This window comes from Nonomuraea sp. NPDC048901 (assembly GCF_040649695.1).
In the GTDB taxonomy this organism is placed as follows: Bacteria; Actinomycetota; Actinomycetes; order Streptosporangiales; family Streptosporangiaceae; genus Nonomuraea.
Genome location: NZ_JBEZFW010000029.1, coordinates 57107 through 82015 on the forward strand (window position 1 = coordinate 57107; position 24909 = coordinate 82015).

Genomic DNA, 24909 nt, shown 5'->3' on the forward strand with positions numbered 1-24909 from the left:
GCCTCGATTCGTGATGGACGTGAGGCCTCAAGACTTCCGTCGCGGGCGGCCCGGCACAGTGCCGTGAGCCGCCCTCTTCCGGGAAGATCACACCACCATGGAAGGTAGGGCAGGCCCTACCGCCATATACCGGCGCACAGGGTCGATGCGGGCATGGCACAGTCGTACCGTGAACGCCATGCGCTCCCTCATGAGACGTGTCCTCCTGGACACGCGCTACACGCTGGTCGGCTTCCCCACGGCCGTCATCGCCTTCGTGCTGCTGGTCGTGGGCATGGCCGCCGGCGTGGGCACGACGGTCATATGGATCGGCGTGCCCCTTCTCGCGGGGACGCTCATGATCGCCAGGGGGTTCGCGGACGCGGAGCGCGGCTGGCTCTCCGACGTGCTCAAGCGCCCTCCGGTGCGCCCCCGCTACAAGCCCGCGCCGGCGGGCGCGGGCCGGTTCCGCCGGCTGGTGAACCCGCTGACCAGCGGGCAGTCATGGCTCGACCTGCTGCACGGGATCTTCAACTTCCCCCTCGCCATCGTGTCGTTCGTGCTGACCGTGGTGTTCTGGGCGGTGCCGGTCGCCGGGCTGAGCTACCCCCTGTGGGGCGTCATCACCTCGCGCATCCCCGGCAACGAAGAGCTGCCCCAGCTGCTCGGGTTCGAGCAGAACTACTGGGTCAACTCGGCCTTCTACGTCGTGCTCGGCCTGCTCGGCATGCTCATCCTGCCGTTCATGGTGCGCGCCGCCGCGTTGCTGCGCGCCGGGGTCGGCCGGGCGTTGCTGACCGGGGTCGCCGAGCTGCAGGAGCGCATCGACGACCTGGCCGAAGGCCGGGCCGCGGCCGTCTCCGCCGAGGCCAACGCGCTGCGCAAGCTGGAGCGCGACATCCACGACGGCCCGCAGCAGCGGCTGGTCTCGCTGGCCATGGAGCTGTCCAGGGCGCAGCGGCAGATGCAGCGGGACCCCGAGGCCGCGCAGGCCACGATCAGCTCGGCGATCACCGCCACCCGCGAGACGCTCGACGAGCTGCGCGCCCTGTCACGCGGCATCGCGCCGCCCATCCTGTCCGACCGCGGCCTCGCCCCGGCCCTGGCCGCCTTGGCCGGACGCTGCACCATCCCGGTCGATCTCGACGTGCAGACCGTCCGGCGCTACCAGGCCTCCGTCGAGAACGCCATCTACTACGTCGTCGCCGAGACGCTCACGAACGTCGCCAAGCACAGCCGCGCCACCGTCTGCACGATCCAGCTGGTCCACATCGGTGACATTCTCATGCTCACCATCGGGGATGATGGGGTCGGCGGCGCGCACGTCGCCAAGGGACATGGTCTCGCCGGTCTGGCCGACCGGCTCCGCGCGGTCGACGGGGAGCTGGCCGTGCAGTCGCCGGACGGCGGGCCGACGGTGATCGTGGCGGAGGTTCCGTGCGGGTAGTCGTGGCCGATGACGCGGTTCTGATCAGGGAGGGCCTGGTCAGGTTGTTGGAGGAGTTCGGCTGCGAGGTGGTCGCGACGGCGGGTGACGGCGACGGCCTCGTCAAGGCGGTGGCCGAGCACCGGCCGGACGTGTCCGTGGTCGACGTGCGGATGCCGCCGTCGTTCACCGACGAGGGGCTCAGGGCCGCCGTGGAGGCGCGCCGCCGGGTTCCGGGGGCGCCGGTGCTGATCCTCTCGCAGTACGTCGAGGTCTCCTACGCCGACGACCTGCTGGCCGATGCCCGAGGCGCGGTGGGCTACCTGCTGAAGGACCGGGTCGTGGACGTGGACGAGTTCATGGAGGGCCTGCGGCGGGTCGCCGCCGGCGGGACCGTGTTCGACCCTCAGGTGGTGTCCCAATTGATGGTGCGCAGGCGCAGGGACGACCCGTTGGCGCAGTTGACGCCGCGGGAGCGGGAAGTGCTCGGGCTGATGGCCGAGGGCAAGTCCAATCCGGCCATCGGCCGGCAGCTGGTCATCAGCGACGGGGCCGTTGAGAAGCACATCAGGAGCATCTTCAGCAAGCTCGGGCTTTACGCCGACGACAGCGATCAGCATCGGCGCGTGCTGGCCGTCCTCGCCTATCTGCGGTCCTGACCCACCCTGTACGCCCAAGCGGGTCCTGACACACACGCTGTACGTCCAAGCGGATCCTGACACACCCGGTACGTCCAGGGCGCCGGCCGGTCCGCGCGGCGTTCCGCGCGGACCTGGCCGCCCGGTGGTCAGCCGAGCGCGTCGACCAGCTTCTTGCGCTGCTGGGCGCCCAGGCCGCCGAGGCGGCGCTTCTCGTCGACGCCGGCCTCCTCCATGAGCGCGGTGGCCTTGGCCGGGCCGACGCCCTTGACGGCGCGCAGGGCCTGCGACACCTTGATCTTCTTGGCGATGTCGTCGTCGCGCTCCAGCAGCTGCGCGAAGGTCAGCTCACCGGCCTTGACCTTGCCCAGCAGGGCGGTGCGGGCCGCGCGTGCCTCCGCGGCCTTCTCCAGAGCCGCCTTGCGCTGCTCGGGGGTGAGAGTCGGAAGTGCCATCTCGGTTCTCCTAGGGGAGTTTGGGGTCGGGGATTCCTGTAACCCGTAGTGCAGTGGCTAATCATGGCGGATACCAGCGGTTCGTGTTGCGAAAAGCGCCCGCTCAGCGTGTGCGCCACGCCGAAACGGCCGTCTCGGCGCCCGCCACCTCCCGCGCGAGCGTGCCTCCGCTGACGCCCATGCCGCCGACCACGAGGTTCTCCTCACCGTAGCCCGCCCACCGGCCGACATCGCCTTCGCGGCCCGCGAAACGGTCTCTGACCAGGTCATAGAGCTCTCCGGCGGGATTCCGCCGGGTCGGCGGAGCCGCAGGTCGGCGTGCGGTGCCGTCCCTCTCGGGATGCCTGCTCGGCAAGATCACGACTCGTGTGGGTGGTTTCCGCCCTTGCGCGTGGTATCCGTCACATTCGGCGTTCGGGCGTGTCGCGAGGGCCTCGATCGACCCGGCAACGCTCCGGCGAAGCCGGGTTGTTGCAGGTCAGGGGGTATGCGCGCGTACCATGTCGGAATGGAGGTGCTCTTCGGGGGAAGGAGCAGGATGCGGGATCAAGGCTTCCCCGCGCTTCACGGGGCCGTGCTCTATTCGCCGAGGCTCGATCAGCCGGTCCCTATCACGTGCTGCCGCGCCAGGATTCGACGCCGGAGACGGTGAGGAACATGTCGAACACCGACTCCATGGCGCCGACCAGCGGACCCTGCCAGCCCAGGGCCGAGGGGGCGATCACGGGCGGCCGTTCGTGGCGGATCGTCATCAGGCCGCTGCCGAACGACTCCATGAGGGTGGGCAGGGCCCGGTCGTACAGGTCGACGCCCAGACCGGACAGGGTCACGACCGCCGGATCGTGCGCGTTCACCAGTGCCGCCAGTCCCCGGCCCAGCGCCTGCGCGTTCGTCCTGACCGCGCGCAATGCCGCCCCGCCGCCCGTGTGGTCGTGCGGGCTCGGAACCTGGCCGCCGCCCGTACCACCACTGGTGCCGCCGCCTCTGGTGCGGCCGCCCGCCGCGTCGTCCGTCCCGTCGCCCGTGCCGCTGCCTGCGTCGGCGGTGGCGAGGATGCGGCGGGCGTCGTCGCGGCCCTGGCCGCCGCCGTACGCCAGGCCCATGTGGCGCAGGAGCGCGTTCGCCCCCACCTCCAGCCCCCAGCAGCCGTGCGCGCCGCACATGCAGGGCGCGTCGCCGCCCGTGAGCGGCATGTGCCCGAACTCCGCGCCCATCCCGCCGGCCCCTTCCAGCGGGCGTCCGTCCACCACGAGCACGCCGCCGAGGTCGAAGTCCACGTGGACGTGCAGCCCCACCCCGATCCCGCGCAAACGTCCCCGCCGCGCCTCCGCCAAGGCCGCGAAGGCCGTGTCGTTGCCCACCCGCGGCCCGCCACCCGGCACCACGGCGCCCAGATCGAGCAGGGCGGGTACGTCCACCGAGCGCCAGCGCAGGTGGGCCACGTCCACCAGGCCGCCGTCGCGCACCGGCCCCGCCACCGCGACGCCCACCCCGACCACCCGGGACCCGAGGCGTCCGAGCTGCCCGCGCAGCACCTCACCGAGCGGTCCCAGGGCTCCTTCAGGCGTGCCGTCGTGGCGCCGTACGTCCAGGACGGAGACGCGTCCGCCCAGCTCGCAGGCGGCGACCTCCCACGAGTCCTCCCGGAGGTCCACGGCCAGCGCCAGCGGCCCCTCGGGATGCGGGCCGGGCACCTGCGTGGGGCGTCCTCTGCCGTGCGCCGCGGACGGCTCCTCGTGCAGCAGCCGGTCGTCGGCCAGGCCGCTGACCAGCACCGAGGCGGTGCCTCGGGCCAGCGCCAGGTCCTGGGTCAGACGGGAGCGCGTACGGGTCGCGCCGCAGTCGTGCACGGCCCGCAGCAGCCGCACCCGGTTGTACGCGCGCAGACCGGCACTCGTCGTTGCCCCATTCATCACCATTGTCGAAGCCTCATCCGGGTTATTATGCTCTAGCCGTGAACAAAAGTGACGCCAAGCGCGCCCGTATCGCAGTCTTCTCCTTCTTCTTTCTCAGCGGGTTCGTGATGGGCCTGTGGGCGGCGGGGTTGCCGTCGCTCAACGACCGCCTGGATCTCGGACCGGCCCGGCTCGGCAGCGTCCTGCTGCTGGTCTCGGGTGGCGCGCTGGTGTCGATGCTGGTGGCGGGGCCGCTGGTGGACAAGTGGTCGAGCAGGGTCGTCTGCTGGGTCGGCGGCCCGCTGTCGGCGGCCGTCCTGCTCGGTCCCGCCTTGGCCCCCTCCTACCCGGCGCTGGCCGTTCTCGCCGTGCTGCTCGGGATCGGCCTGGGGGTGGCCGAGGTGGCCATGAACTCCCACTCGGTCGAGGTCGAACGTGTCTACGGCCGGCCGATCATCTCGGCCTTCCACGGCACGTGGAGCCTGGGCGGCGCCGTCGGCGGCGCGCTGACCGCCGGGGCGCTGAAGGTCGGTGTGGACCCGCAGGCGCTGCTGGTCGGGGCGGCGATCGTGGTGCCGTTCCTGTACGTTCCGGCGGCGCGGATGCTGCTGCCGGACCCGCCCCAGCACGTCACCCGGGAGGAGAGCGCGACCGGGAGCAGCCCGCTGCGCTGGGGCCTGGTGGCCCTGCTGGGCCTGGCCGCGTTCGCCGGGCACCTGAGCGAGGGCGCCGCCATCGACTGGGCCGCCCTGCACGCCCGCTGGGTGCTGCACACCGACCCGGCCGCCGCGCCGATCGCCTACACGATCTTCGCGGTGGCCATGACGACGGTACGGCTGCTGGGCGACCCGATCCGGGCCCGTCTGGGCTCGGTGCGCACGATCCAGCTCGCCGGCGTGCTCGCCACCTGCGGCTACGTGCTCGTCCTCGTCGCTCCGCTCACCGCCGACGCGCTCCAGGTGGTGTGCGCGTGGTCCGGCTGGGCGCTCGTGGGCGTCGGGCTGGCCACCGTCGTACCGGTGATCTTCAGCGCGGTGGGTGCGGCGGGCAACCGGGTCGGCCGCGCGCTGGCGCTGGTGACGGCGTTCGGCTACAGCGGGCTGTTGGTGGGGCCCGCGCTGCTCGGATATCTCGCGGAGTCCTGGACGTTGCGGTTCGCGCTGATCGTCCCGGCCCTGCTGGCCGCTGCCGTCGCCCTCGCGGGCGCGCCGGCCATCCGCGCCCTGAGCCGCGTCCCCGTACCGGTCCCGGCCGACTCGCGCTGACCTGATCGGGTACGGGCTTCCGCGGCTGGAGTCCCCGCCTCCGTCCCGGCCTCACCTCGCTACGAGCGCCGCCTGGTTCCGCCCCGGAGCCAGGCGGCGCTCGTTGACCTCGCGTTATGTGATCGTGACTTGACCCCATGCGTAACGTGCATGTTTCATGTCCCACACGCCGTAAACGTTTACAGCGATTTTACGGATTCGTTCGACGCGCATGGAGGGACAGCCTTGGCCGACGGACCCACGATCACCACGATCGCCGAGCGCGCGGGCGTCTCCATCGCCTCGGTCTCGCGGGTGCTGAACGGCCTGCCGACCAGGCAGGAGACCGTGCGCAAGGTGATGGCCGCCGCCGACGAACTCGGCTACGTGCGCAACGCCGTGGCCAGGTCGCTCAAGTCGCGCCGCACGCACCAGGTCGCCTTCGCCATGGCCGACATCGGCAACCCGGCCTACCTGGCCATGCTGCGCGAGATCCAGCCCGTGCTCAAGGCGGCCGGCTACCGGCTGGTCCTGCACTCGACCGACGCCGTCGCCGCCGACGAGATCGACGTGCTGCACAGCCTCGGCGAGCGCTACGTCGACGGGCTGATCATGAGCCCGCTGCGCGTCACCGAGGCGCACCTGCGGATGCTCGCCACCGCCCGGGCGCCCGTCGTGATCATCGGCTCGGTGCCCGACGGGACGCCGGTCGACAACGTACGCGCGGACTCACGTACCGGCGTCAGGCTCGCCATCGACCACCTGCACATGCTCGGCCGCCGCCGGATCGGCATGGTCAACGGCCCGCTCGACACCGTGCCGGGTGCCGCCCGCGGCGCCGCGTACCGGGAGGCGCTGGCGGCGGTCGGCCTGCCGTACGAGGAGAAGCTGGTGGAGATCGGCGACTTCTACCGTGAGGAGGGCCGTCGCGCGGTGGCGACGCTGCTGCGGCGGGCGCCCGACATCGACGCGCTGATGTGCGCCAACGACCTGATCGCGCTGGGCGCGCTCGACGTGCTGCGGGCGGCGGGCAAGCGGGTGCCGCAGGACGTCGCGGTGGTCGGCATGGACGACACCGACCTGGCCGCCGCCTCCTGGCCGTCGCTCACCAGCGTCTCGCTGGGCTCCGCCGAACGCGGCAAGGCCGCCGCCGAGCTGCTGCTCGACCGGCTGCAGAACGGCGATCGCGAGCCCCGCCTGGTCACCGTCCTGCCCCGCCTGGCGGTCCGCGCGTCCACGGCGGGCGAGGCGTCCGAGGGAGGAAGGTCTTCATGACGGCGACCGCGACCAGGCCCCCGCAGACGCGGCGCAGGCGACCCAGCGGCGTCTCACGGCAGACCCGCGAGATGTGGGTGCTCATGCTGCCCGCGCTGGTGCCGGTCCTGCTGTTCAGCGTGGGCCCGCTGCTCTACGGCATCGGCCTGGCCTTCACCGACGCCGAGTCTGGCCGCAACCACGTCACCAGCTTCGTGGGCCTGGAGAACTTCGGCACGCTGCTGGCCGACGAGGACTTCTGGGCGTCGATCAGGATCGGCCTGATCTGGGCCGTGTCGGTGACCGTGCTGCAGTTCCTGGCCTCCCTGGGGCTGGCGCTGCTGCTCAACCAGAAGCTGTGGTTCAGAGGGCTGGCCCGGGTGCTGGCCGTGGTGCCGTGGGCGATGCCGCCCGTGGTCATCGGCCTGATGTGGCGGCTGGTCTACCACCCCGACGCCGGGATCGTGAACACCACGTTCGGCACCGACATCAACTGGCTCGCCGACTTCTCCTGGGCACTGCCCGCCATCATCGTCATGGGCGTCTGGAGCGGCATGCCGCAGACCACGGTCGTCCTCCTGGCCGGTCTGCAGGGCATCCCCAAAGAGCTCTACGAGGCCGGCGAGGTCGACGGGGCGGCCACCTGGCGCAAGTTCTGGAGCATCACGCTGCCGCAGCTGCGGCCCGTGATCGTCACCATCACCTCGCTCGACTTCGTGTGGAACGTCAACCAGTTCACCCTCGTCTACGTGCTGACGCAGGGCGGGCCTGGCGGGCGGACCAGGCTGCCGATGCTGTTCGCCTACGAGGAGGCGTTCCGCTACGGCTTCTTCGGCTACGCGGCGACCATGGGCGTCACCATCGTGATCGTCGTGCTGGCCCTGCTCGGCTTCTATCTCTGGCGGCAGATGCGGGAGACGTCATGAAGAAGATCCCGCAGTACGCGGCACTCCTGGCCTACATGGTCTTTCTGGCCTTCCCGCTGGTGTGGCTGCTGTCCACGGCGCTCAAGACGCCGCAGGAGATGGCCAACCTGCACCCGACGTGGATCCCGGACCGGCCGACGCTGGCCAACTTCAGCGACGCCTTCGGTGAGCAGGACCTGGTGGGAGCCGGGCTGCGCAGCCTGATCGTGGCCCTGTCCAGCTCCGTGCTGACGGTCGCCGTCTCGCTGCCCGCCTCCTACGCGCTGGCCCGCTACAAGGGCGTGCTCAAGCGGGTGGCGCTCGGGTGGGTGCTGGTCAGCCAGGTGTTCCCGTTCATCCTGATCATCATCCCGCTGTTCATGGTGCTCAAGCAGCTCGATCTGGTGAACACGCTGTTCGGCCTGGTGGTCGTGCACGTGACGTTCACGCTGCCGTTCGCGCTGTGGATGCTCCAGGGGTACGTGCGCTCCGTGCCGCGCGAGCTGGAGGAGGCCGCGGCCATGGACGGCGCGACCCGCCTGCGCTCGATCGTCAGCATCGTCGCGCCGCTGCTCGCGCCGGGCGTGGTGGCGACGCTGCTGTTCTCGTTCATCTCCTCGTGGAACGAGTTCCTGTTCGCGCTCGTGGTCCTCAAGGACCCCGATGTGATGACGCTGCCGCTGACGCTGGTGAGGTTCACCGGCCCTGAGGGAGTGTCGAGGCTCGGCCCGCTGGCCGCGGCGTCGCTCATGGCGACGATCCCGAGCCTGATCTTTTTCGCAATCATCCAGCGACGGCTGAGGTCCGGCCTGATGGCCGGCGCTGTGAAGGGCTAGGAGGCTCTTATGCGTATCAAATCCGCGTTGGCGGCGGCGGCGATCGTCGCGCTGGCCGCCGGGTGCGGTGGGGGCGGTGGCGACGCCGGCTCCGGCGAGTCCGCCAAGCCCGGGGAGCCGGTCAAGCTCAACTTCCTCAGCCTCGCCTGGCAGAAGGAGTCGGTCGCGGCCAACAAGCAGCTCGTCGACGAGTGGAACAAGGCCAACCCGACCATCCAGGTCACCTACGTCCAGGGCAGCTGGGACAACGTCAACGACCAGCTCGTCACCTCCTTCGAGGGCGGCGACCCGCCGGACGTCATCCACGACGACTCCCCGGCCCTGTCGGGCTTCGCCTCCAAGGGCTACCTGCTCGACATCAAGGACAAGGTGCCCGCCGACCTCAAGAGCGACATCCCGCAGCCCGCCTGGGACACCGTCACCTTCGACGACGGCAAGGGCAACCAGGGCGTGTACGGCGTGCCGTTCCTGCAGGAGTCGCAGGTCATCATCGCCAACAAGAAGCTGCTCGACGGCGCCGGCGTGCGCATCCCCACCTCCGACAACCCGTGGACGTGGGACGAGTTCGCCGAGGTCAGCAAGAAGCTCACCAAGGGCGGCTCCTTCGGCGTGGCCTGGCCCATGAAGTCGCCGGTCAACAAGACGCTGAACCTGGCGCTCAACTTCGGCGGCACCTTCTTCCAGACCACCGACGGCAAGACGACCGTCAAGGTGGGCCCGGAGGAGAAGCAGGTCCTCCAGCGCATCCACGACCAGCTCTACAAGGACAAGTCCGCCGACACCTCGGCGCTCGGCATGGGCACCGCCGACCCGCTGCCCGGCTTCTTCGCCGGCAAGTACGCGATGCTGCCGGTCGGCGTCTACCTGCGCCAGCAGGTCGTCGAGCAGGCCCCCAAGGGCTTCGACTGGGTCACCCTCCCGCCGCTGAAGGGCACCACCAGCGACCAGGGCGCGGTCTCGCAGACCCTGTCCGTCGCCGCCGACAGCAAGCACGCGGAGGAGTCGCTGAAGTTCATCTCCTTCTTCCTCAACGGCACCAACCAGGCCAAGCTCGCCAAGGGCGACTGGCTGCTGCCCACCTCCGCCAAGGCCGCCGCCGACCCGGCGATGACCACCAAGGAGAACGGCTGGGACGTGGCCACTGCCTCCGCCAAGAACCTCGTCGTCGCGCCGTTCCTCAAGGTCAACGGGTTCGACGAGTGGAAGAGCAAGGTCGCCACGCCGGTCCTGCAGCAGTACTTCGCCAACAAGATCTCGATCGACGACGCGGCGGCGAAGCTGGTGGCGGACGGCAACAAGGTGTTGGAGCGGTACCAGCGGTGACTTATCGGGACAGGGCCCGGGGGTGTCTGCTCGGCCTGGCGGCCGGCGACGCCCTCGGGGCGCCCGCGGAGAACCTCACGCCGGCGGAGATCCGCCGGCGGTGGGGCCGGCTCACCGAGATCGAGGGCGGGGGCACGGACGACACCGAGTACGCGATCTTCGCCTCCTCGCTGCTGGTACGGCACGGGCACGCGCTGACCTCGGGCGACGTGGCCCACGCATACCGTACGGAGATCATCCCCCGGGTGACCGGGCCGATGCGCGGGGCCGGGTTCTCCGAGCTCGGCACCGTCGAGGCGCTCAGGCGCGGGCTCGAACCGCCGCTGACCGGGCTCGTGCACCAGCATGGCTGGTCCGACGGGCTGGCCATGCGGGCGGCGCCGTACGGCGTGTTCTGCCCCGGCGATCCGGCGGAGGCCGCCCGGCTTGTCGAGGAGGACGGGCGGGTCAGTCAGTCGGGTGAGGGTGTGCTGGGCGGCCGGGCCGTCGCCGGGGCGGTGGCCGCCGCGATGACCGGGGCCGCGCCGCACGAGGTGGTGGCCGCCGCGCTGTCGGTGATCCCCGCGGACTCGTGGACGGCCCGCGACATCGTCCGGGCACGCGACGTGATCACTTCGGGCCAAGACGAGCCGCATATCGTCGAAGCGCTTCACCAAGCCGTGGTGGTCCAGCACTACCCCTGGACCGATGTGGCGCCCGAGGCCGTGGCGCTCGCCCTCGCCGCCTACCTGGCGGGCGGCGGCGACGTCGAGGCGACTATCACCTTCGGGGTGAGTCTCGGCCGCGACGCCGACACCATCGGCGCCATCGCCGGCGCCATCGCGGGTGCCGGGCAGGGGCGGGACGGCGTACCGGAACGCTGGGCGAGCAAGATTGGCCCCGTGACGGGCAAATGCCTGCCCGTCGTGGCCGGCAGGCACGTGCTGGACGTCGCCGACGAACTGGCGGAAGGACTGTAGGAACTCATGTCGGGGGACAGGATCGCGGGAGCCTTCGTCGGGCTCGCCGTGGGAGACGCCGTGGGCTGGCCCGCCACCAGGCACCGGTCGGCGCTGCACGCGCCATGGAGCAGGCGGCTGCTGCGCGAGCTCGACACGTTCGCGGAGGAGCACCGGGTGACCACGTTGCCGGTGCCGTTCGCGCTGAACCAGCCCGTGGCGCCGCTGGCCGTCGGCCCGTCCGACGATGCCGAGTGGCTGGCCTGGACGGTGCGTACCATCGACCGGCCGCGCGCCGAGGCGTTCGGCGAGCTGGTGGGCCGCGACGACATCCGGGCGCGCATCTCGGTGGCCACCGCGCTCGGCAATCTGGCCAAGGGCGTCGAGCCCCCGGCCAGCGGCCACGACAATCCACACCATTTCGACGACGCCGCTGCCGTCAGGGCCGTCGCCTTCGGCGCGCTCGGCCGTGACCCGGCCGAGGACGCCCAGGTGACCAACGCCGGTGACGGGCTGCTCGGGGCCCTGGCCATGGCGGCCGCGGTGGCCGAGGCGGTGGCGACGGGCTCCGCCACCGCGGCGGCCGAGGCGGCGCTGGCCGTACTGCCGCCTGACAGCGCTATCGGGCACAACGCCCGGCTGGCGCTGGATGTGGCGCGGAAGGCGGGCGACGCGTTCGCCGCCGTGCCCGCGCTCGACGCCGCGCTGCTCGACCACGTCTACAGCTACGGGGTGGGCGCCGCGCAGACGGTGCCCGTGGCGCTGGCGCTGGCCGAGGTGGCGGGCGGTGTCCTGAGCTCGGCCGTACCCGCCGCCGCGTGCCTGGCCACGCTGGCCGACTCGGCGCCCGCGCTCACCGGGGCGCTCACCGGAGCGTGCGGCGGGCTCGACGCGATCCCGGAGGGGTGGACCGCGTCGGCGCGCACACTGGCAGGCTGCTGTCTGCCGGAACTGGCAGGAAAAGATCTCATCGAACTCTTGGAGGAACTCGCATGACGCCGCTTGAGGACAGGGCGACCGGCTGCGTGGCGGGGGCGGCGGTCGGTGACGCGCTGGGCGGCGCCACCGAGGGCTGGACTCCCGAACAGATCACCACCAGGTACGGCGGGCACGTGGAGGGCATCGTGCCCCCGTACAACGAGGACTGGCGCAACGCCCGGCCCATCGCCCCCTACCACAAGGGCGACGGCCACATCACCGACGACACCCTCATGACGCACGCGCTCATCCGCGTCTACGAGAAGGTCGCGGGTCACCTTGGGGCGTACTCGATGGCCGAGCACTTCGTACCCGAGCTCATGGGTGAGCGCCGGTGGATCCCCGAGCTGGAGGCCGAGGCGCTGCCGCTCCAGCGGATCTTCCTGGCCGAGAAGTGGATCGTCGCCCGGCTGCACTACGGCCACGTGGACCCGCGCGAGGCCGGTGTCGGCAACATCGTCAACTGCGGCGCGGCCATGTACGTGGCGCCGGTCGGCATCGTCAACGCCGCCGACCCCGACGCCGCCTACGCCGAGGCCATCGACCTGACCGGCGCCCACCAGTCGAGCTACGGCCGGGAGGCGGCCGGCGTCATGGCGGCGGCCGTCGCCGAGGCCATGCGGCCCGGCGCGACCTTCGACTCCGTGGTGGCCACCTGCCTGCGGCTGGCCAAGGACGGCACCAGAGCCGCCATCGAGGCGGTCTGTGAGGCGGCCTCTGGGCTCGGCCACTGGGACGGGTCGTTTGAGACGCTGCGGGCGGCCATGCGGCCGTTCGACACGGTCGCCGACACCTACCGCGACCAGGGGCTCGGCGCGCGGCGGCCGAGCCGGGTGCACAGCATCGAGGAGCTGCCGCTGGCGCTGGGCTTCCTCGTGGTGGCCAAGGGCGACTACCGCGACACCGTGCTCGGCGGCGTCAACTACGGCCGCGACGCCGACTCGATCGCCTCCATGGGCGGCGCCATCGCCGGCGCCCTGGGCGGGCTCGGCTCGATCCCGGGCGAGTGGGTCTCACAGGTGGCCGAGGCGAGCCGTACCGACCTGGAGGCGCCCGGCCGGGTGATCGCCGAGGTCGCCCGCCGGGTGCACGCCGACGACGCGGCCCGCCGCCGCGCCGTCGAATCCGCCTTCGCCGCCCTCGACAGCCAATGATCCGCCTCAGCCGAGCGCGGTCGGAAGGGCCGGTGGGCCGATGATCCGCCTGACCTGGGTGCAGCCCGAGGACCTGGTGGGCCATGAGCTGCGCCAGGCCGCCGAGGACGGCAGGGACGTGCGTGACATCGCCGAGCGGTGGCACGCCGCGGGCGGCCACGACGCCCCGCCGCGCGCCGGAGCCTCCGAGCCCGGCGCGCTCAGGCTGCGGCCGCTCGCCGAGGACCTGCTGGACGAGCTGGCCGCCATCCCGTCACCACTCGACCTCGATGAGCCGTCCGACCTGCCCGCCATCATCGCCGCCTGCCCGAACTGGCCCGCGCCCGCCGTTCTCCGGGAGGTCGATCCGGGCCGCGTGCTGGGGGCCTGGCAGGGCAGGGCGGCCGGCTGCGTGCTCGGCAAGCCGGTCGAGAAGATCCCCCGCGCGGGCATCAGGGAGATCGCCGAGGCCACCGGCAACTGGCCTATCACCGGCTGGTTCACCGCCAAGGGCCTGCCCGCCGACATCGCCGAACGCTGGCCGTGGAACCGGCGCAGCGCCGTCAACTCGCTGGCCGAGAACATCGACGGCGTCCCCGAGGACGACGACCTGAACTACCCGCTGCTCGCCCTGTCCGTCCTGGAACGGCACGGCCGCGGCTTCACCACCGACGACGTGGCCAAGCTGTGGCTCGACGAGCTGCCCGCCGGCCGTACGTTCACGGCCGAACGGGTCGCCTACCGCAACCTGCTGGCCGGGGTGGAGGTGCCGGAGACGGCGACGTACCGCAACCCGTTCCGCGAGTGGATCGGCGCGCTGATCAGGACCGACGTGTACGGATGGGTCAATCCCGGCGATCCGGCCACCGCGGCCGAGTACGCCTGGCGCGACGCCCGCCTCACCCACACCGCGAACGGGATCTACGGCGCCATGTTCGCCGCCGCCATGTGCGCGAGCTCCCTGGTCGCCGCCTCCGCCGCCGAGGTGATCGAGGCCGGGCTGTCCGTCGTCCCGCCGCGATCACGGCTCCACCAGGCGGTACGGCAGGCGGCAGAGGACGCCTCGGCGGAGAGTGACTTCGAGCGGGTCGTCGACCGGCTGCACGAGCGGCACGGCGCCCTGCACTGGGTGCACACGATCAACAACGCCGCCCTGGTCGCCGCCACGCTGATCCACGGCCGGGGCGACTTCACCGCCACCATCGCCGGAGCGGTCGCCGGCGGCTGGGACACCGACTCGGCGGGCGCCACGGCCGGGTCCGTCGCGGGCGCGCTGAACGGCGGGGTTCCGGAGCGGTGGAGGATGCGCGACACCCTGGCCAGCAGCCTGACCGGCTTCGATGGGGTGGGGCTGGGCGATTTGGCGCGCCGTACACAGGAGATGATGAGGGCATGATCTCGGTCTTCGGCAGCGCGAACATGGATCTCGTCGCCTACGTGTCCCAGGCCCCTAAGCGGGGCGAGACGGTCACCGGGCGCGGATTCCGTACCATCCCCGGCGGCAAGGGCGCCAACCAGGCCATCGCGGCGGCCCGCGCGGGTGCCGTGGTGGCGTTCCTGGGGGCGGTGGGCGACGACGGCTTCGGCACCGAGATGCGCACCACCCTGGCCGCGGCCGGAGTGGAGGTCGCCCAGCTGCGGCAGGTGCCCGGTCCGAGCGGCATCGCGCACATCGTGGTCGACGACGAGGGCGGCAACTCGATCATCGTGGTGCCCGGCGCCAACGGTACCGTCACCGGGCCCACCGAGGACGACGTCGCGGTGATCGCCGGTTCACGGGCGCTGCTGCTCCAACTGGAGCTGCCCATGGACGCGGTGGTCGCCGCCGCGCAGGCCGGGCAGGTGTCGGACGTACCGGTGATCCTCACCCCCGCGCCCGCCCAGCCGCTGCCGGACGCGCTGCTCGACGCGGTCACGCTGATCGTCCCGAACGAGCACGAGGCCGCCGACATCACCGGGACCGACTCCGCCGAGGCGGCGTTGGAGGCGCTGCTCGCGCGGGTCCCTGAGGCCGTCATCACGCTGGGTTCCGAGGGGGCGCTGTACGGCTCACGGTCGGGCGAGCGGCTGCGCGTACCCGCCGTGAAGGTGAAGGCGGTGGACAGCACGGCGGCGGGCGACACCTTCGTCGGCGCGCTCGCGGTCGCCCGCGCCGAGGGCCTTCCCGCCGCCCCCGCCCTCCGCTTCGCCTCGGTGGCGGCGGCGCTGTCGGTGCAGCGCGAGGGCGCGAGCACGTCGATGCCCACCCGCGCGGAGATCGACGACTCGCTCGCCTGATGCTGGGCAGGTGGGGGTGATGAATGAAGACCTGCCTGATGCGGTGAACCGGGACGGCGGCGAGAGCGACGTGGTGGCGGAGCGGTCAGGGGCCGGCACCCCGAGGGCGCCTCGCCCCGTACCCGCCGATTGGCCCGACACCGACACGAACCCCGCGATCCCCACGCCCGAGATAACCGCCCCCGAGACTGAGGCCGAGGCCACAGTTGACGCCGAAAGGCGTGCCGAAACCGGCGAAGAGGCGGGCGACGGCGCCGAAAAGGAGGTGCGGCCCGAAGCGGGTCCCACCGGCTGACGGCAGCCCTTGCCGCACCCCCGCCGTCAAAGAGGCCAGATCCGACGGCGGGGATTAGCCGGGGATCAAAGCGGCGGCTTTTGCCGGTTTTCCCGAGGGGACGATATAGCGAATGTCCGGCATCACGCCGTGATCTTCTCCTATTCGCGCCACTTCAACGACATACGCCGCTGACCGGTCGGCGGCTATGCGGACCGTGGCGACCCGCCACCCTTGGGGAGCGAAGACCACGAGTTCCGGGGGATACCGATCCAGGCTGCTGAGCGCGTCGGCGGGAAAGGGCGCGGAGCGGAGCGTGAGCTTGAGCCACTCGACGACGTAGCTGTGTATCCCGCGCCTGGTCAGCAGTTCGCGCAGCTCGGCCAGGGCCTGGTCATGCTCGGCCGCGGCACTTTCGCTGATCGGCGAATGGCGTGGATGAGGTTCTGAGGGTTCGGTCGTTTTCCCCAGCGGTTCGCGAGTCATTCCCTGTCACCGTCCATGTTCTGTCCGGAATGCGGCGGGCTTATCCGGTTTATTAACCAGACAGGATGCAGCGGACATGTCCGGAGGGCCTGTCTGTGCTCCGAGAAACATCGCCAGAGTGCCGCTTCCCGGCTAGCTTTGTATTCGGCAAGCAACTGTTCGTATCCAGACAGTCGCGGTGCGTCTTTGTGTGTGCGATGTCGGGAAGAACGGTCCGGAGCATTTCGAGGAGCGTGGCATGTCCGTGGATGAACAGGCCCTATCCCCAGACGAGCAGAACTCCTACGGTGCGGTCCTCAAGGAAGCCCGAATGGCGGTCGGTCTCTCTCAGATGGCCATGGGGGCGCTGATCCCGTGCAGCGAGAGCTTGATCGGCCTGATCGAGCGCGGCAAGCGTAACCCGACCCGGCAATTCACCCTCGCGGCCGAGACGGCCCTGGACCTGAATGGGGAATTGCTTCGGCTGCTGCCCATCAGCAGGATGTCGGGGCCGAAGTGGTTCAGAGAGTGGCCAAAGGTAGAAGAAAACGCCCACACCATCCGAACCTGGCAGCCTCTTGTCGTTCCGGGCCTGCTGCAGACGGCCGCGTACGCGCGAGCGATCCTCTCCGCCGAGCCAGGAGTCACCCAGGACTGGATCGAGGAGGCCGTCGCGACCCGGCTTCAGCGTCAGGCGGTGTTCGACCGCGACAAGCCGCCGATGTACTGGGCGCTGCTCGACGAGTGCGCTCTGATCCGCCCCCTCGGGGGTGCCGAGGTGATGCGGGAACAACTCGAACACCTACTGAAGATGATGGCCACCCCCTTCATCTCAATCCAGATCGTCCCCCTCGGTGTGGGGGCGACGCCGGGTTTGCTTGGCGGCTTCGCCCTGGCTCAAGGCCAGGGCATGCCAGATCACATCTACCTCGACAGCGCTGAACAGGGCTCCGTATCCGATCGCGAGGAGATGGTCCGAAGGGTTAATGTCAGATACGACGCGATCCACAAATGGGCTCATCCCATACACGTGAGCGAGCGACTAGTACGTGAGGTGGCGGCAAAGTATGAAGATCAGTGACGAGCTGCGCGCCGAACTGGCGGCCGCTGAGTGGACGAAATCCACTCTCTCGGGTTCAAACGGCGGCGACTGCCTCTACGCGGCCAAACTGAGCGGCGACCGATACGCGATCAGAGACTCTGAGCAGCCCGACGTCGAGCCGCTGATCTTGCGAGGTGGCGTTTTCCGCGCCTTCGTGGGCGGTGCGAAACTGGGCGAGTTCGACATCTGACCTCCCAAGTGAAGGCCCCGGTAATCGCCGGGGCCCGCACATCCTTCAGCGCACCGGGCGAGGCAGGCGGATGGTGAGGATCCGGCTGGGAACGCCGCTGTCCACCAGCCGCCCGTCCGCTCCGAACTCGCCGAGCCCGAAGTCGTTGTCATTGGCGACCACGAGCGTCCGCGGGTCGAGCAGGGCGATGCCCTCGACCTTGCCAGGCAGAGTGGGGGCGACCTCGGACAGGTCGGCGACGAGCGACTTGGCCGCGACCTTGACATCCCCCAGGTCGGCCAGCGCCTCCAGCGACGGCGCGGTGGCCGGGTCGTCGTACCGCCCGCCCAGCAGGTTCGTGGCCTTGGCCAGGTCGATCTGGTAGATCCGGGCGACATTATCGGTCCGCTCGTCCACCAGCAGCCGGCGGCCGCCCACGTACGCCAGGCCGGAGACCTTCATCTCGCTCTGGTCGCCGTTCACCTTCGGGTCGAAGGTCGTGACGTCCTCGAAGCGGTAGGCGTACTCTCCGGTCACCCGCGCCGCGCGGATGCTGAAGGTGAGGATCCGGCCGACGCGGGAGGATTTGCCGGTCTTCTTGTCCGGATTGGCCAGCGGGCTCTGCACCGCGAGGTACAAGGTGTCGCCGTCGATCGCCAGCCCTTCGAACCCGCGGTTCTGCTGGCGGGAGGCGAGGATGGCCGGCAGCGTCTCCTTGACCGGGTAGTCGGCGCCGGTGAGGTTGAGCCCCTTGGGGACGTACCGGGCCAGCACCCGCCCCCGCTCGGAGACGTGCAGCAGCGACGGCCCGTACTCGTCGACCAGCCAGAAGTCGCCGCGCGGGGTCCGCACCAGGTCCTCGGTGTCCACCCCGCTCGGGTTGTACGGCAGCGCGGTCTGGCCGTCCCAGGTGTAGGGCACCTCGTCGTGGCCGGCCTGGTTGCTCAGTCCGGTGATCGGCTTGCCGGAGGTGCCGACCAGGGGGACGTACTTCTTGATCTCGACGCCGAACCGGGTGGCCACCTGCACGATCGCGGGGGCGAACTCCGGGATGGGGAACGTGCGCCGCTTGTCCGCGCCCACCTGCCCGTTGGGGCCGCGGTCGGTGACCATCCAGTAGTCCCCGCGCCGCCCGGCCGGGAACAGCCCGCTGCCGACCCCGCCCAGCTTGACCCCGCGATCGTCGGCGATGGACCGCTGCAGGTCCTTGAGGGGTACGGGCGGGATGCTCACGTCCTTGACCACCACGGGCCGCGGCGCGGCCTCGGCCAAGGAGGGGGCGGCGGTGACCGCCGGGCCCACGACGAGCGCCAGACCCACGAGTACGGGACGGAACATGGCACGGCCTTTCACACCGGCGAATACGAGCGTCCTGACCCTAATGACGTCAAACGTCCAATTGTTGAAGCGCCGATGAACAGACCTGCCCGAAGTCGCGACGGCCCGCCGCACAGCGGCAGCACCGTTTGTCCTGTTGGTTGACACTCCCGATGGACCGAGCCGATTGTCAGACGGCGTTGCGATGAAGCATGGCCAGCGTCTGTTCGAGCTCCGCCTGGAGGATGTCGCTCGCCGCCTGCCCGTCCCCCTCCCGGATGGCGGCCACCAGCGCGGCATGCGCGTCGTCGCCGGGATTGGGCTCGGTCTCCCGCAGGCCGAGCAGCTCCACCACGTCCACCAGCCGACCCCGCAGCGCCGGGGCGAACTCGGCGAACAGGTCGTCGAGCACCGGGTTGCGCGCCGCCGCCACGACCGCCGCGTGCAGCGCGATGTCCGCGTCCACGAACCCCGCGTCACCGCCCCCGGCCGCCGCCCGCCGTGCTTGCAGGGCCGCCTCCAGTGAGGCGAGGTCCTCGTCGGTACGGCGGGCCGCGGCCAGGCGGGCGGCCTGGGTCTCGACCATCATCCGCACCTCGTAGACGTCGGTGATCGCGGCCCGGCGCAGGCGGGTGGGCCAGTCGGCGGCCGGTTCGGTGGCGATGACGAACACGCCGCTGCCCTGGCGGGCCTGCACCAGCCCGGCGCCCGCCAGCGCGCGCAGCGCCTCGCGGACCGTGGAGCGGCCCACGCCGAGGGTCTTGGCCAGGGCGTTCTCGCCGGGGAGTCGGGTGCCGACCGGCCAGTGGCCGCCGGTGATCTGCTCGCGCAGGTGCTCGGTGGCCTGCTCGACCAGAGGGCTGGGACGAAGGGTGCCGAGCGGCATCGCGGATGAACCTCTCAGGTTGTCTGAGGACCTGTGTTGTGGTTAGTGTACCCGGCATGACGTCACGTGGTCTCCTTCTCGGCCGCCGCGGCGGGGCCTGAATCGACCGGCACCCCGCCGCGGTGGCTCCGCAGTGCCGGTCGAACCCCTGAGAACGACCGGAAGGAAACCCCGTGCACGACTGGAACCGGCAACGCCCCAGCGCCATGCCGTACCACCGCTACCAGCCCGCCCACCGCCGCGTCGAGGTGCCGCTGACCGAGCGCGGCTGGCCCGCGCGGCGCATCGAGCGGGCGCCGCTCTGGGTGCCCGTGGACCTGCGCGACGGCAACCAGGCGCTGGCCGAGCCGATGGACCCGGCGCGCAAGCGGCGGATGTTCGAGCTGCTGGTGGCCATGGGCTTCAAGGAGATCGAGGTCGGCTACCCGTCGGCCAGCCAGACGGACTTCGACTTCGTCCGCGACCTGGCCGTGCCGGGGGCGGTGCCGGAGGACGTGACGATCGTCGTGTTCACGGCCGCCCGGCGCGACCTGATCGAGCGGACCTTCGCCTCCGTCGAGGGACTGCCGCGCGTCGTCGTCCACCTCTACACGGCGACCGCTCCCGTCTGGCGTGACGTGGTGCTCGGCCACGACAGGCAGGCGTTGCGCGCCCTCATCAAGGACGCGGCCGCGCACGTGGCCCGCCTGGCCGACGCCCGTCCGGGGCCGCCGATCAGGTACGAGTTCTCGCCCGAGGTGTTCAACCTCACCGAGCCCGACTACGTGCTGGAGGTGTGCGACGACCTGACGGCCCTGTGGGAGGCGAGCCCGGACCGCCCGGTCATCCACAACCTGCCCGCCACGGTCGAGACCGCCACCCCGAACGTCTACGCCGACCAGATCGAGTACATGCACCGCCACCTGGCCCGCCGCGACTCGGTGATCCTCTCGGTGCACCCGCACAACGACCGCGGCACCGGCGTCGCCTGCGCGGAGCTGGCGCTGCTGGCCGGGGCGCAGCGGGTCGAAGGCTGCCTGTTCGGCAACGGCGAGCGCACCGGCAACGTCGACCTGGTCACGCTCGCGCTCAACCTGCACTCGCAGGGCGTGGACCCGATGCTGGACCTCTCCGACATCGACGCGATCCGCCGTACGGTCGAGCACTGCAACCGTCTGCCCGTCCCTGATCGCCACCCGTACGCCGGTGACCTGGTCTACACCGCCTTCTCCGGCACCCACCAGGACGCCATCGGCAAGGGCCTGGCCCACCACGCCAAGCGAGCCGCCGAGCTGGGCGTGCCCGTGGAGCAGGCGCCCTGGGAGGTGCCGTACCTGCCGATCGACCCCGCCGACGTGGGCCGCGACTACCAGGCCGTGATCCGCGTCAACAGCCAGTCGGGCAAGGGCGGCATCGCCTACCTGCTCAGCACCCATCAGGGGCTCGACCTGCCGCGACGGCTGCAGATCGACTTCTCGGCGGTCGTCCAGCGGGCCACGGACGGCAGCGGGGCGGAGGTGACGGCCGCGGAGCTGTGGCGGCTCTTCCAGGCCGCCTACCTGGAACCGGCGGACGACGGGCCGTACGCGCTCGCTGACTGGAGCACCGCGGAGACCGGGCCGGGGGTCCACGAGTTCGCCGGCACCCGGCGTGATGGCGGCGGCGAGCTGCGGGGGACCGGCAACGGCCCGCTGTCGGCGCTGGCCGGGGCGCTGGGCGGGGTCGACATCCTCCACTACGCGCAGCATGCCACCGGGCCGGGCCAGGACAGCCAGGCCGTCGCCTACGTGGAGGCGCGGGTGGGGGAGACGGTCCGGTGGGGAGCGGGCCGCGACACTTCGGTGCTGACCGCCTCCGTCCGCGCCCTGCTCGCCGCCGTCAACCGAGCCGCCGTCAACCGAGCGGCTTCAGTCGCTTAGGCCACGCGGCGCTGCTTGGGGACCAGATTCAGGGTCGGGGAGAACCGTCCGTCGCAGCCCGGCACCGCGGTCACGTGCGCGGAGACCTCCGTCTCGCTCTGGACCCTGATGCTCGCGATGTAGAACGGCGTGAGCAATGTCTGCGGCCGCCTGCGACCGAGACTCAGGTAGCCGAAACGGAACCACTGCGGCGTCAGCCGGGTGTCCTCCATACCGGCGAAGGACTCCGCCACCCGGGCGGCGACCTCCCGCGCCGCCTGGATCGGCGTCCGCACCCCGGGCTCCGCGACCGTCGCGCCGCCCCCGTCACCGGCGAAGCGGCGGGTCGACACGCTCAGCGACGTCACGCCGCCGCTCGCGCCCAGCTCCACGGTGGACGACGCCCTGCCGTACACCGGAAGATCACGTACGTAATGCCGGAACGAGCCGAGCGCCCGGCACAGGCTGGGCTCGGTCCAGCGCTCCCCGGCCGCCGCCTTGACCCGCCAGAGGCGCTCGAACGCCAACTCGTCCTCAGCCGGTACGAGGGACGGCAGCCCGATCCGATCCCCGGCGGCGCGCAGCATGCCGGTCAGCTCCGCGTCACCGGGGTCGTTCTCGAAGAGGTCCTCGGACGGCGGCAGGTCGAGATGCACGGTCATCGAGCCCGACGCGTGGAATCCCACGGCCCGCAACCGGCCCGGCAGCCACACCGTGGTCCGATCCTGGTGGGTCACCGTCTCGAAGGAGATGCCGTCGCGCGGACCGGCGACGGCCAGGACCAGCTCCTCCAGGCGGCGCTGGACCGCGCTCGGCTCGGGCACGGCGAGCCCCAGCACGCTCACCGTGGCGGGCACCTCCCCGGCCATCGAGGCCAGCTCTTCGGCGAGATCGTCGGCGTATGGGAAAGCGGACATGAAGGCTCCTCGGCTCCGGCCGTTCTGATCAGCCCAGGACCTGCGGGCTGAGGTCACCGCGTCAGAACCTCAATGATCAGTACGCCGGAGCACGAGCCGCGTCAGGACGGAACCTAGGGATGTCCCTAGTCCGGGAGCGAGCCCGTCAGGAGGACAGGTGGCGGGCGCAGTCGTCGCGGTAGCGCTGCACCAGCTCGCGGATCCGCTCCGGGTCGGCGAGCACGGCCCGTGACACCGACGGGACGACCGCCTGCCGTACCGGACCGAACAGCCGGGCCAGGTCGGCCGGAGCGGCGCCCTGCGCGCCCAGGCCCGGCGCCAGGATGGGGCCGTTGAGCTGCTCCAGCGGATGCTCCAGCGACGGCAGGGTGGCGCCGATCACGACGCCGACCGGACCCAGGGGGGCGCGGCCCGCGTTCGCCGCCGCGGCGCCCGCGAAGATCTCGCCCGCGACCGCCGTCTGCAGCGCCACGGCCTCCGGGTTGGAGGTGCGCGCCAGGACGAAGACGCCGGCGTCGTTGGCGATGGCCGACGTGATCGCGCCCGCCAGCGAACCGAACCCGAGGTAGGGGCTGAGCGTCACGGCGTCGACCGCGAGCGGGCTGCCCCGGTCGAGGTACGCCTCGGCGTAGGCGGCCATCGTGCTGCCGATGTCGCCCCGCTTGACGTCGAGGATCACCACCGTGCCCGCCTCACGCAGGTCGGCGATGACGCTCTCCAGCACGGCGATGCCCCGGCTGCCCCAGCGCTCGTAGAACGCGGACTGCGGCTTGACCACCGCCGCCACGTCGCCGATCGCGTCGACCACCGTATGGCTGAACCGCTCCAGCCCGGCCGGGGAGTCGTCGAGCCCCCACGCGTCGAGCAGCGCTGGGCTGGGGTCGATGCCTACGCAGAGTGGGCCGTACTTGTCGAGCCTGGACCGCAACCGTGTCCCGAACGACTCATTCACCACTGGACTCCCCTCGCGACGTACGCAGACTAACGGCGCCGCTCTGATGCGGGAAAGGCTTTCGACCATGGCGGTATGGGCTGCCTCTTCTCGCCTCCAGTCTTCCAGAGTTCGCCTCCGGGGTAGATCAGCTGACATGTACGAGATCGCCCACCGCACGCTGACGCTGCGCACCGAGCCGCTACGCGAGGTCGTCGTCACGATCGGGCTGCCGATCGAGGAGCCGACGGGGGAGTGGTCGTGCCCTTACCGGATCGACGGGCTCGCCGGGTGGGAGCACGATCGCAAGGTCACCGGCGTCGACTCGCTCCAGGCGCTCGAACTCGCCATGACCATGGTGCGGGCCGCGCTCGCCGGCTCGCACGAGGCCAAGGAAGGGTTGCTGAGCTGGGACGAGGAGCCCACCGACGGACGCGAGCACACGGTGTACGTCCGGTGGGAGAAGGAGCACGACGTCGCCTATATCGCGATGAAGCACGAAATAGTGCCAGGTGAGGCGGTACGGCAGACCCTGTCGGAGGATGTCGTGCTCGACTACGCGGAGTCGGGAGAACTGCTCGGCGTGGAACTCCTCAACGCGGCCACGACGATGCCGTCAGAGATGCGCCTCTGAGTGTTCTGAGTGATCAGGCGGCAAGGGTGGAGCCGCGTATGACGAGTTCGGTGGCGAGTTCGACGTGGCGGGAGTCGATTTTCTCGCCCGCGGCCAGACGCAGGGCGGTGCGCAGGGCGACGGCGCCCATCTCGCGCAGCGGCTGGCGTACGGTGGTCAGCTGCGGCGAGGTCATGGTGGCGATCTCGGTGTCGTCGAAGCCGACGACGCTGAGGTCTTCGGGGACACGCAGGCCACGCGCCCTGGCGGCCTGGATGGCGCCGAGGGCGCTCTCGTCGCCGGCGGCGAAGATGGCGGTCGGCGCGGGGCGCAGGTCGAGCACGGCGGCTCCTTCTTGCACCCCGTGGGGATAGCAGAAGCCCGCAGTACGGACATATTCCGGAGGTACGGGCACGCCCGCGGCTTCCATGGCGGCGCGGAAGCCATGCATGCGTGCCTGGTTGACGGCCGCGGTCGCGGGACCGCCGAGGTAGGCGATGCGGCGGTGGCCGAGGGCGAGCAGATGCTGGGTGGCGGACAGGCCGCCGGCGAAGTTGGTGCAGCCGACGCTGGTCACGGGGGCGTCCGGCAGGTTCAGGGGGTCGATGACGACCACGGGTAAACGTACTCGCGACAGCGCGGCCAGCTGGGCCTTGGTCGGCCCGTTGGTAAGAGTGATCATCGCCCGCCGCCCGGCGGCGACCAGGTCGCGAGCCCAGGAGGTGCCGCCGCCGGCCATGCCCTTCGTACCGCTGACGACGACCGCCACGCCCGACTCGGCGCCGGCGTCGATCGTGCCCTTGATGATCTCGGTGGAGTAGGCGCACATCTCGTCCACCCACATCTCGACCGTGGCCGACCCATCGGCCAGGTCCCGGGGTGACGAGCGCGGGACGTAGCCGTGTTCCAGCAGCAGGGACTGCACCAGTGTACGGGTGTCAGGCGCGACTTCGCGGCGGCCGTTGAGCACCTTGGACACGGTGGCCACGGACACGCCGGCCGAAGCGGCGACGGTGGCCAGCGTGGTACGCCTGGGGCTGCTCGGCATGAATTCCTCCCTAACGCCGACATATACCC

Annotated in this window: 26 protein-coding genes; 17 read left to right on the plus strand and 9 right to left on the minus strand. The window is 71.1% G+C overall.

Annotated elements, in window-relative coordinates; genetic code table 11:
- The first annotated feature begins 190 nt into the window (after window positions 1-190).
- Together AB0C30_RS53800 and AB0C30_RS53805 are read left to right on the plus strand one after the other, a co-directional pair.
- A complete protein-coding gene (locus AB0C30_RS53800; RefSeq protein WP_357959439.1) occupies window positions 191-1426 on the plus strand; it encodes a sensor domain-containing protein in 1236 nt (411 codons plus the stop codon).
- Complete coding sequence (locus tag AB0C30_RS53805; protein WP_357959441.1) at window positions 1417-2064, plus strand: response regulator transcription factor; 648 nt, start codon at window positions 1417-1419, stop codon at window positions 2062-2064. Before AB0C30_RS53800 ends, AB0C30_RS53805 begins: the two co-directional genes overlap by 10 nt.
- 128 nt (window positions 2065-2192) lie before the next feature.
- On the opposite strand, the gene mihF is transcribed toward AB0C30_RS53805, so the two are convergent.
- The 3 genes from mihF to AB0C30_RS53820 all read right to left on the minus strand — a co-directional run bounded on the left by mihF (window position 2193) and on the right by AB0C30_RS53820 (window position 4411).
- The gene (gene mihF, locus AB0C30_RS53810) at window positions 2193-2498 is read right to left on the minus strand and encodes an integration host factor, actinobacterial type (protein WP_225301079.1); all 306 of its coding nucleotides are present in this window, start codon (window positions 2496-2498) and stop codon (window positions 2193-2195) included.
- A 103-nt stretch (window positions 2499-2601) separates the two neighbouring features.
- The gene (locus AB0C30_RS53815; RefSeq protein WP_357959444.1) at window positions 2602-2859 is read right to left on the minus strand and encodes a hypothetical protein; all 258 of its coding nucleotides are present in this window, start codon (window positions 2857-2859) and stop codon (window positions 2602-2604) included.
- A 250-nt stretch (window positions 2860-3109) separates the two neighbouring features.
- On the minus strand, window positions 3110-4411 hold the full coding sequence (locus AB0C30_RS53820; protein WP_357959447.1) for an ROK family protein: 1302 nt from the start codon (window positions 4409-4411) through the stop codon (window positions 3110-3112).
- Between the two features lie 41 nt (window positions 4412-4452).
- Between AB0C30_RS53820 and AB0C30_RS53825 the strand changes: the two genes are divergently transcribed.
- The 11 genes from AB0C30_RS53825 (at window position 4453) to AB0C30_RS53875 (ending at window position 15576) form a co-directional block, all read left to right on the plus strand.
- Entirely contained in the window at window positions 4453-5658 is a 1206-nt protein-coding gene (locus AB0C30_RS53825) for an MFS transporter (protein WP_357959450.1), read from the plus strand.
- A 225-nt stretch (window positions 5659-5883) separates the two neighbouring features.
- Window positions 5884-6912 (plus strand): LacI family DNA-binding transcriptional regulator, encoded by a 1029-nt coding sequence (locus tag AB0C30_RS53830; RefSeq protein WP_357959453.1) that lies wholly within the window; start codon window positions 5884-5886, stop codon window positions 6910-6912.
- Window positions 6909-7817: a sugar ABC transporter permease gene (locus tag AB0C30_RS53835; protein ID WP_357959456.1), complete on the plus strand. Its 909-nt coding sequence runs from the start codon at window positions 6909-6911 to the stop codon at window positions 7815-7817. Before AB0C30_RS53830 ends, AB0C30_RS53835 begins: the two co-directional genes overlap by 4 nt.
- A complete protein-coding gene (locus tag AB0C30_RS53840; protein WP_357656572.1) occupies window positions 7814-8632 on the plus strand; it encodes a carbohydrate ABC transporter permease in 819 nt (272 codons plus the stop codon). Before AB0C30_RS53835 ends, AB0C30_RS53840 begins: the two co-directional genes overlap by 4 nt.
- A gap of 9 nt (window positions 8633-8641) precedes the next feature.
- Window positions 8642-9955, plus strand: a complete 1314-nt coding sequence (locus tag AB0C30_RS53845; protein ID WP_357959459.1) for a sugar ABC transporter substrate-binding protein — start codon at window positions 8642-8644, stop codon at window positions 9953-9955.
- Window positions 9952-10914, plus strand: coding sequence for an ADP-ribosylglycohydrolase family protein (locus tag AB0C30_RS53850; RefSeq protein ID WP_357959462.1), 963 nt, complete (start codon window positions 9952-9954; stop codon window positions 10912-10914). The genes AB0C30_RS53845 and AB0C30_RS53850 overlap by 4 nt, the downstream gene beginning before the upstream one ends.
- Window positions 10915-10920: 6 nt before the next feature.
- Window positions 10921-11889 (plus strand): ADP-ribosylglycohydrolase family protein, encoded by a 969-nt coding sequence (locus AB0C30_RS53855; protein ID WP_357959465.1) that lies wholly within the window; start codon window positions 10921-10923, stop codon window positions 11887-11889.
- The gene (locus AB0C30_RS53860) at window positions 11886-13025 is read left to right on the plus strand and encodes an ADP-ribosylglycohydrolase family protein (RefSeq protein ID WP_357959468.1); all 1140 of its coding nucleotides are present in this window, start codon (window positions 11886-11888) and stop codon (window positions 13023-13025) included. The genes AB0C30_RS53855 and AB0C30_RS53860 overlap by 4 nt, the downstream gene beginning before the upstream one ends.
- Window positions 13026-13065: 40 nt before the next feature.
- Entirely contained in the window at window positions 13066-14400 is a 1335-nt protein-coding gene (locus AB0C30_RS53865; RefSeq protein WP_357959471.1) for an ADP-ribosylglycohydrolase family protein, read from the plus strand.
- Window positions 14397-15281: a ribokinase gene (gene rbsK / locus AB0C30_RS53870; RefSeq protein ID WP_357959474.1), complete on the plus strand. Its 885-nt coding sequence runs from the start codon at window positions 14397-14399 to the stop codon at window positions 15279-15281. Before AB0C30_RS53865 ends, rbsK begins: the two co-directional genes overlap by 4 nt.
- Window positions 15282-15300: 19 nt before the next feature.
- Window positions 15301-15576, plus strand: coding sequence for a hypothetical protein (locus AB0C30_RS53875; RefSeq protein WP_357959476.1), 276 nt, complete (start codon window positions 15301-15303; stop codon window positions 15574-15576).
- A gap of 54 nt (window positions 15577-15630) precedes the next feature.
- On the opposite strand, the gene AB0C30_RS53880 is transcribed toward AB0C30_RS53875, so the two are convergent.
- Window positions 15631-16041 carry a hypothetical protein gene (locus AB0C30_RS53880; protein WP_357959479.1) on the minus strand — a complete coding sequence of 137 codons (411 nt, stop codon included), beginning with the start codon at window positions 16039-16041 and terminating at the stop codon, window positions 15631-15633.
- A gap of 238 nt (window positions 16042-16279) precedes the next feature.
- Between AB0C30_RS53880 and AB0C30_RS53885 the strand changes: the two genes are divergently transcribed.
- Entirely contained in the window at window positions 16280-17101 is an 822-nt protein-coding gene (locus AB0C30_RS53885; RefSeq protein ID WP_357959482.1) for a helix-turn-helix transcriptional regulator, read from the plus strand.
- Window positions 17088-17312, plus strand: coding sequence for a DUF397 domain-containing protein (locus tag AB0C30_RS53890; protein WP_357959485.1), 225 nt, complete (start codon window positions 17088-17090; stop codon window positions 17310-17312). Before AB0C30_RS53885 ends, AB0C30_RS53890 begins: the two co-directional genes overlap by 14 nt.
- Window positions 17313-17357: 45 nt before the next feature.
- On the opposite strand, the gene AB0C30_RS53895 is transcribed toward AB0C30_RS53890, so the two are convergent.
- Both AB0C30_RS53895 and AB0C30_RS53900 read right to left on the minus strand, forming a co-directional pair.
- Window positions 17358-18629 carry an esterase-like activity of phytase family protein gene (locus AB0C30_RS53895; RefSeq protein ID WP_357959488.1) on the minus strand — a complete coding sequence of 424 codons (1272 nt, stop codon included), beginning with the start codon at window positions 18627-18629 and terminating at the stop codon, window positions 17358-17360.
- Between the two features lie 169 nt (window positions 18630-18798).
- Window positions 18799-19494, minus strand: coding sequence for an FCD domain-containing protein (locus AB0C30_RS53900; protein ID WP_357959491.1), 696 nt, complete (start codon window positions 19492-19494; stop codon window positions 18799-18801).
- A gap of 206 nt (window positions 19495-19700) precedes the next feature.
- Between AB0C30_RS53900 and leuA the strand changes: the two genes are divergently transcribed.
- On the plus strand, window positions 19701-21392 hold the full coding sequence (gene leuA / locus AB0C30_RS53905; protein WP_357959585.1) for a 2-isopropylmalate synthase: 1692 nt from the start codon (window positions 19701-19703) through the stop codon (window positions 21390-21392).
- Here the strand turns inward: leuA and AB0C30_RS53910 are convergent.
- Window positions 21389-22288, minus strand: coding sequence for a hypothetical protein (locus AB0C30_RS53910; protein WP_357959494.1), 900 nt, complete (start codon window positions 22286-22288; stop codon window positions 21389-21391). The two genes, leuA and AB0C30_RS53910, sit on opposite strands and share 4 nt — an antisense overlap.
- 145 nt (window positions 22289-22433) lie before the next feature.
- Window positions 22434-23240, minus strand: coding sequence for an orotidine-5'-phosphate decarboxylase (gene pyrF / locus AB0C30_RS53915; RefSeq protein ID WP_357959497.1), 807 nt, complete (start codon window positions 23238-23240; stop codon window positions 22434-22436).
- 136 nt (window positions 23241-23376) lie between these two features.
- On the opposite strand from pyrF, the gene AB0C30_RS53920 reads away from it, so the two are divergent.
- Window positions 23377-23853, plus strand: coding sequence for a DUF2283 domain-containing protein (locus tag AB0C30_RS53920; protein ID WP_357959500.1), 477 nt, complete (start codon window positions 23377-23379; stop codon window positions 23851-23853).
- Between the two features lie 13 nt (window positions 23854-23866).
- Here AB0C30_RS53920 and AB0C30_RS53925 read toward each other — a convergent pair whose 3' ends face one another.
- Window positions 23867-24880, minus strand: coding sequence for a substrate-binding domain-containing protein (locus AB0C30_RS53925; RefSeq protein WP_357959503.1), 1014 nt, complete (start codon window positions 24878-24880; stop codon window positions 23867-23869).
- Window positions 24881-24909 lie beyond the last annotated feature (29 nt).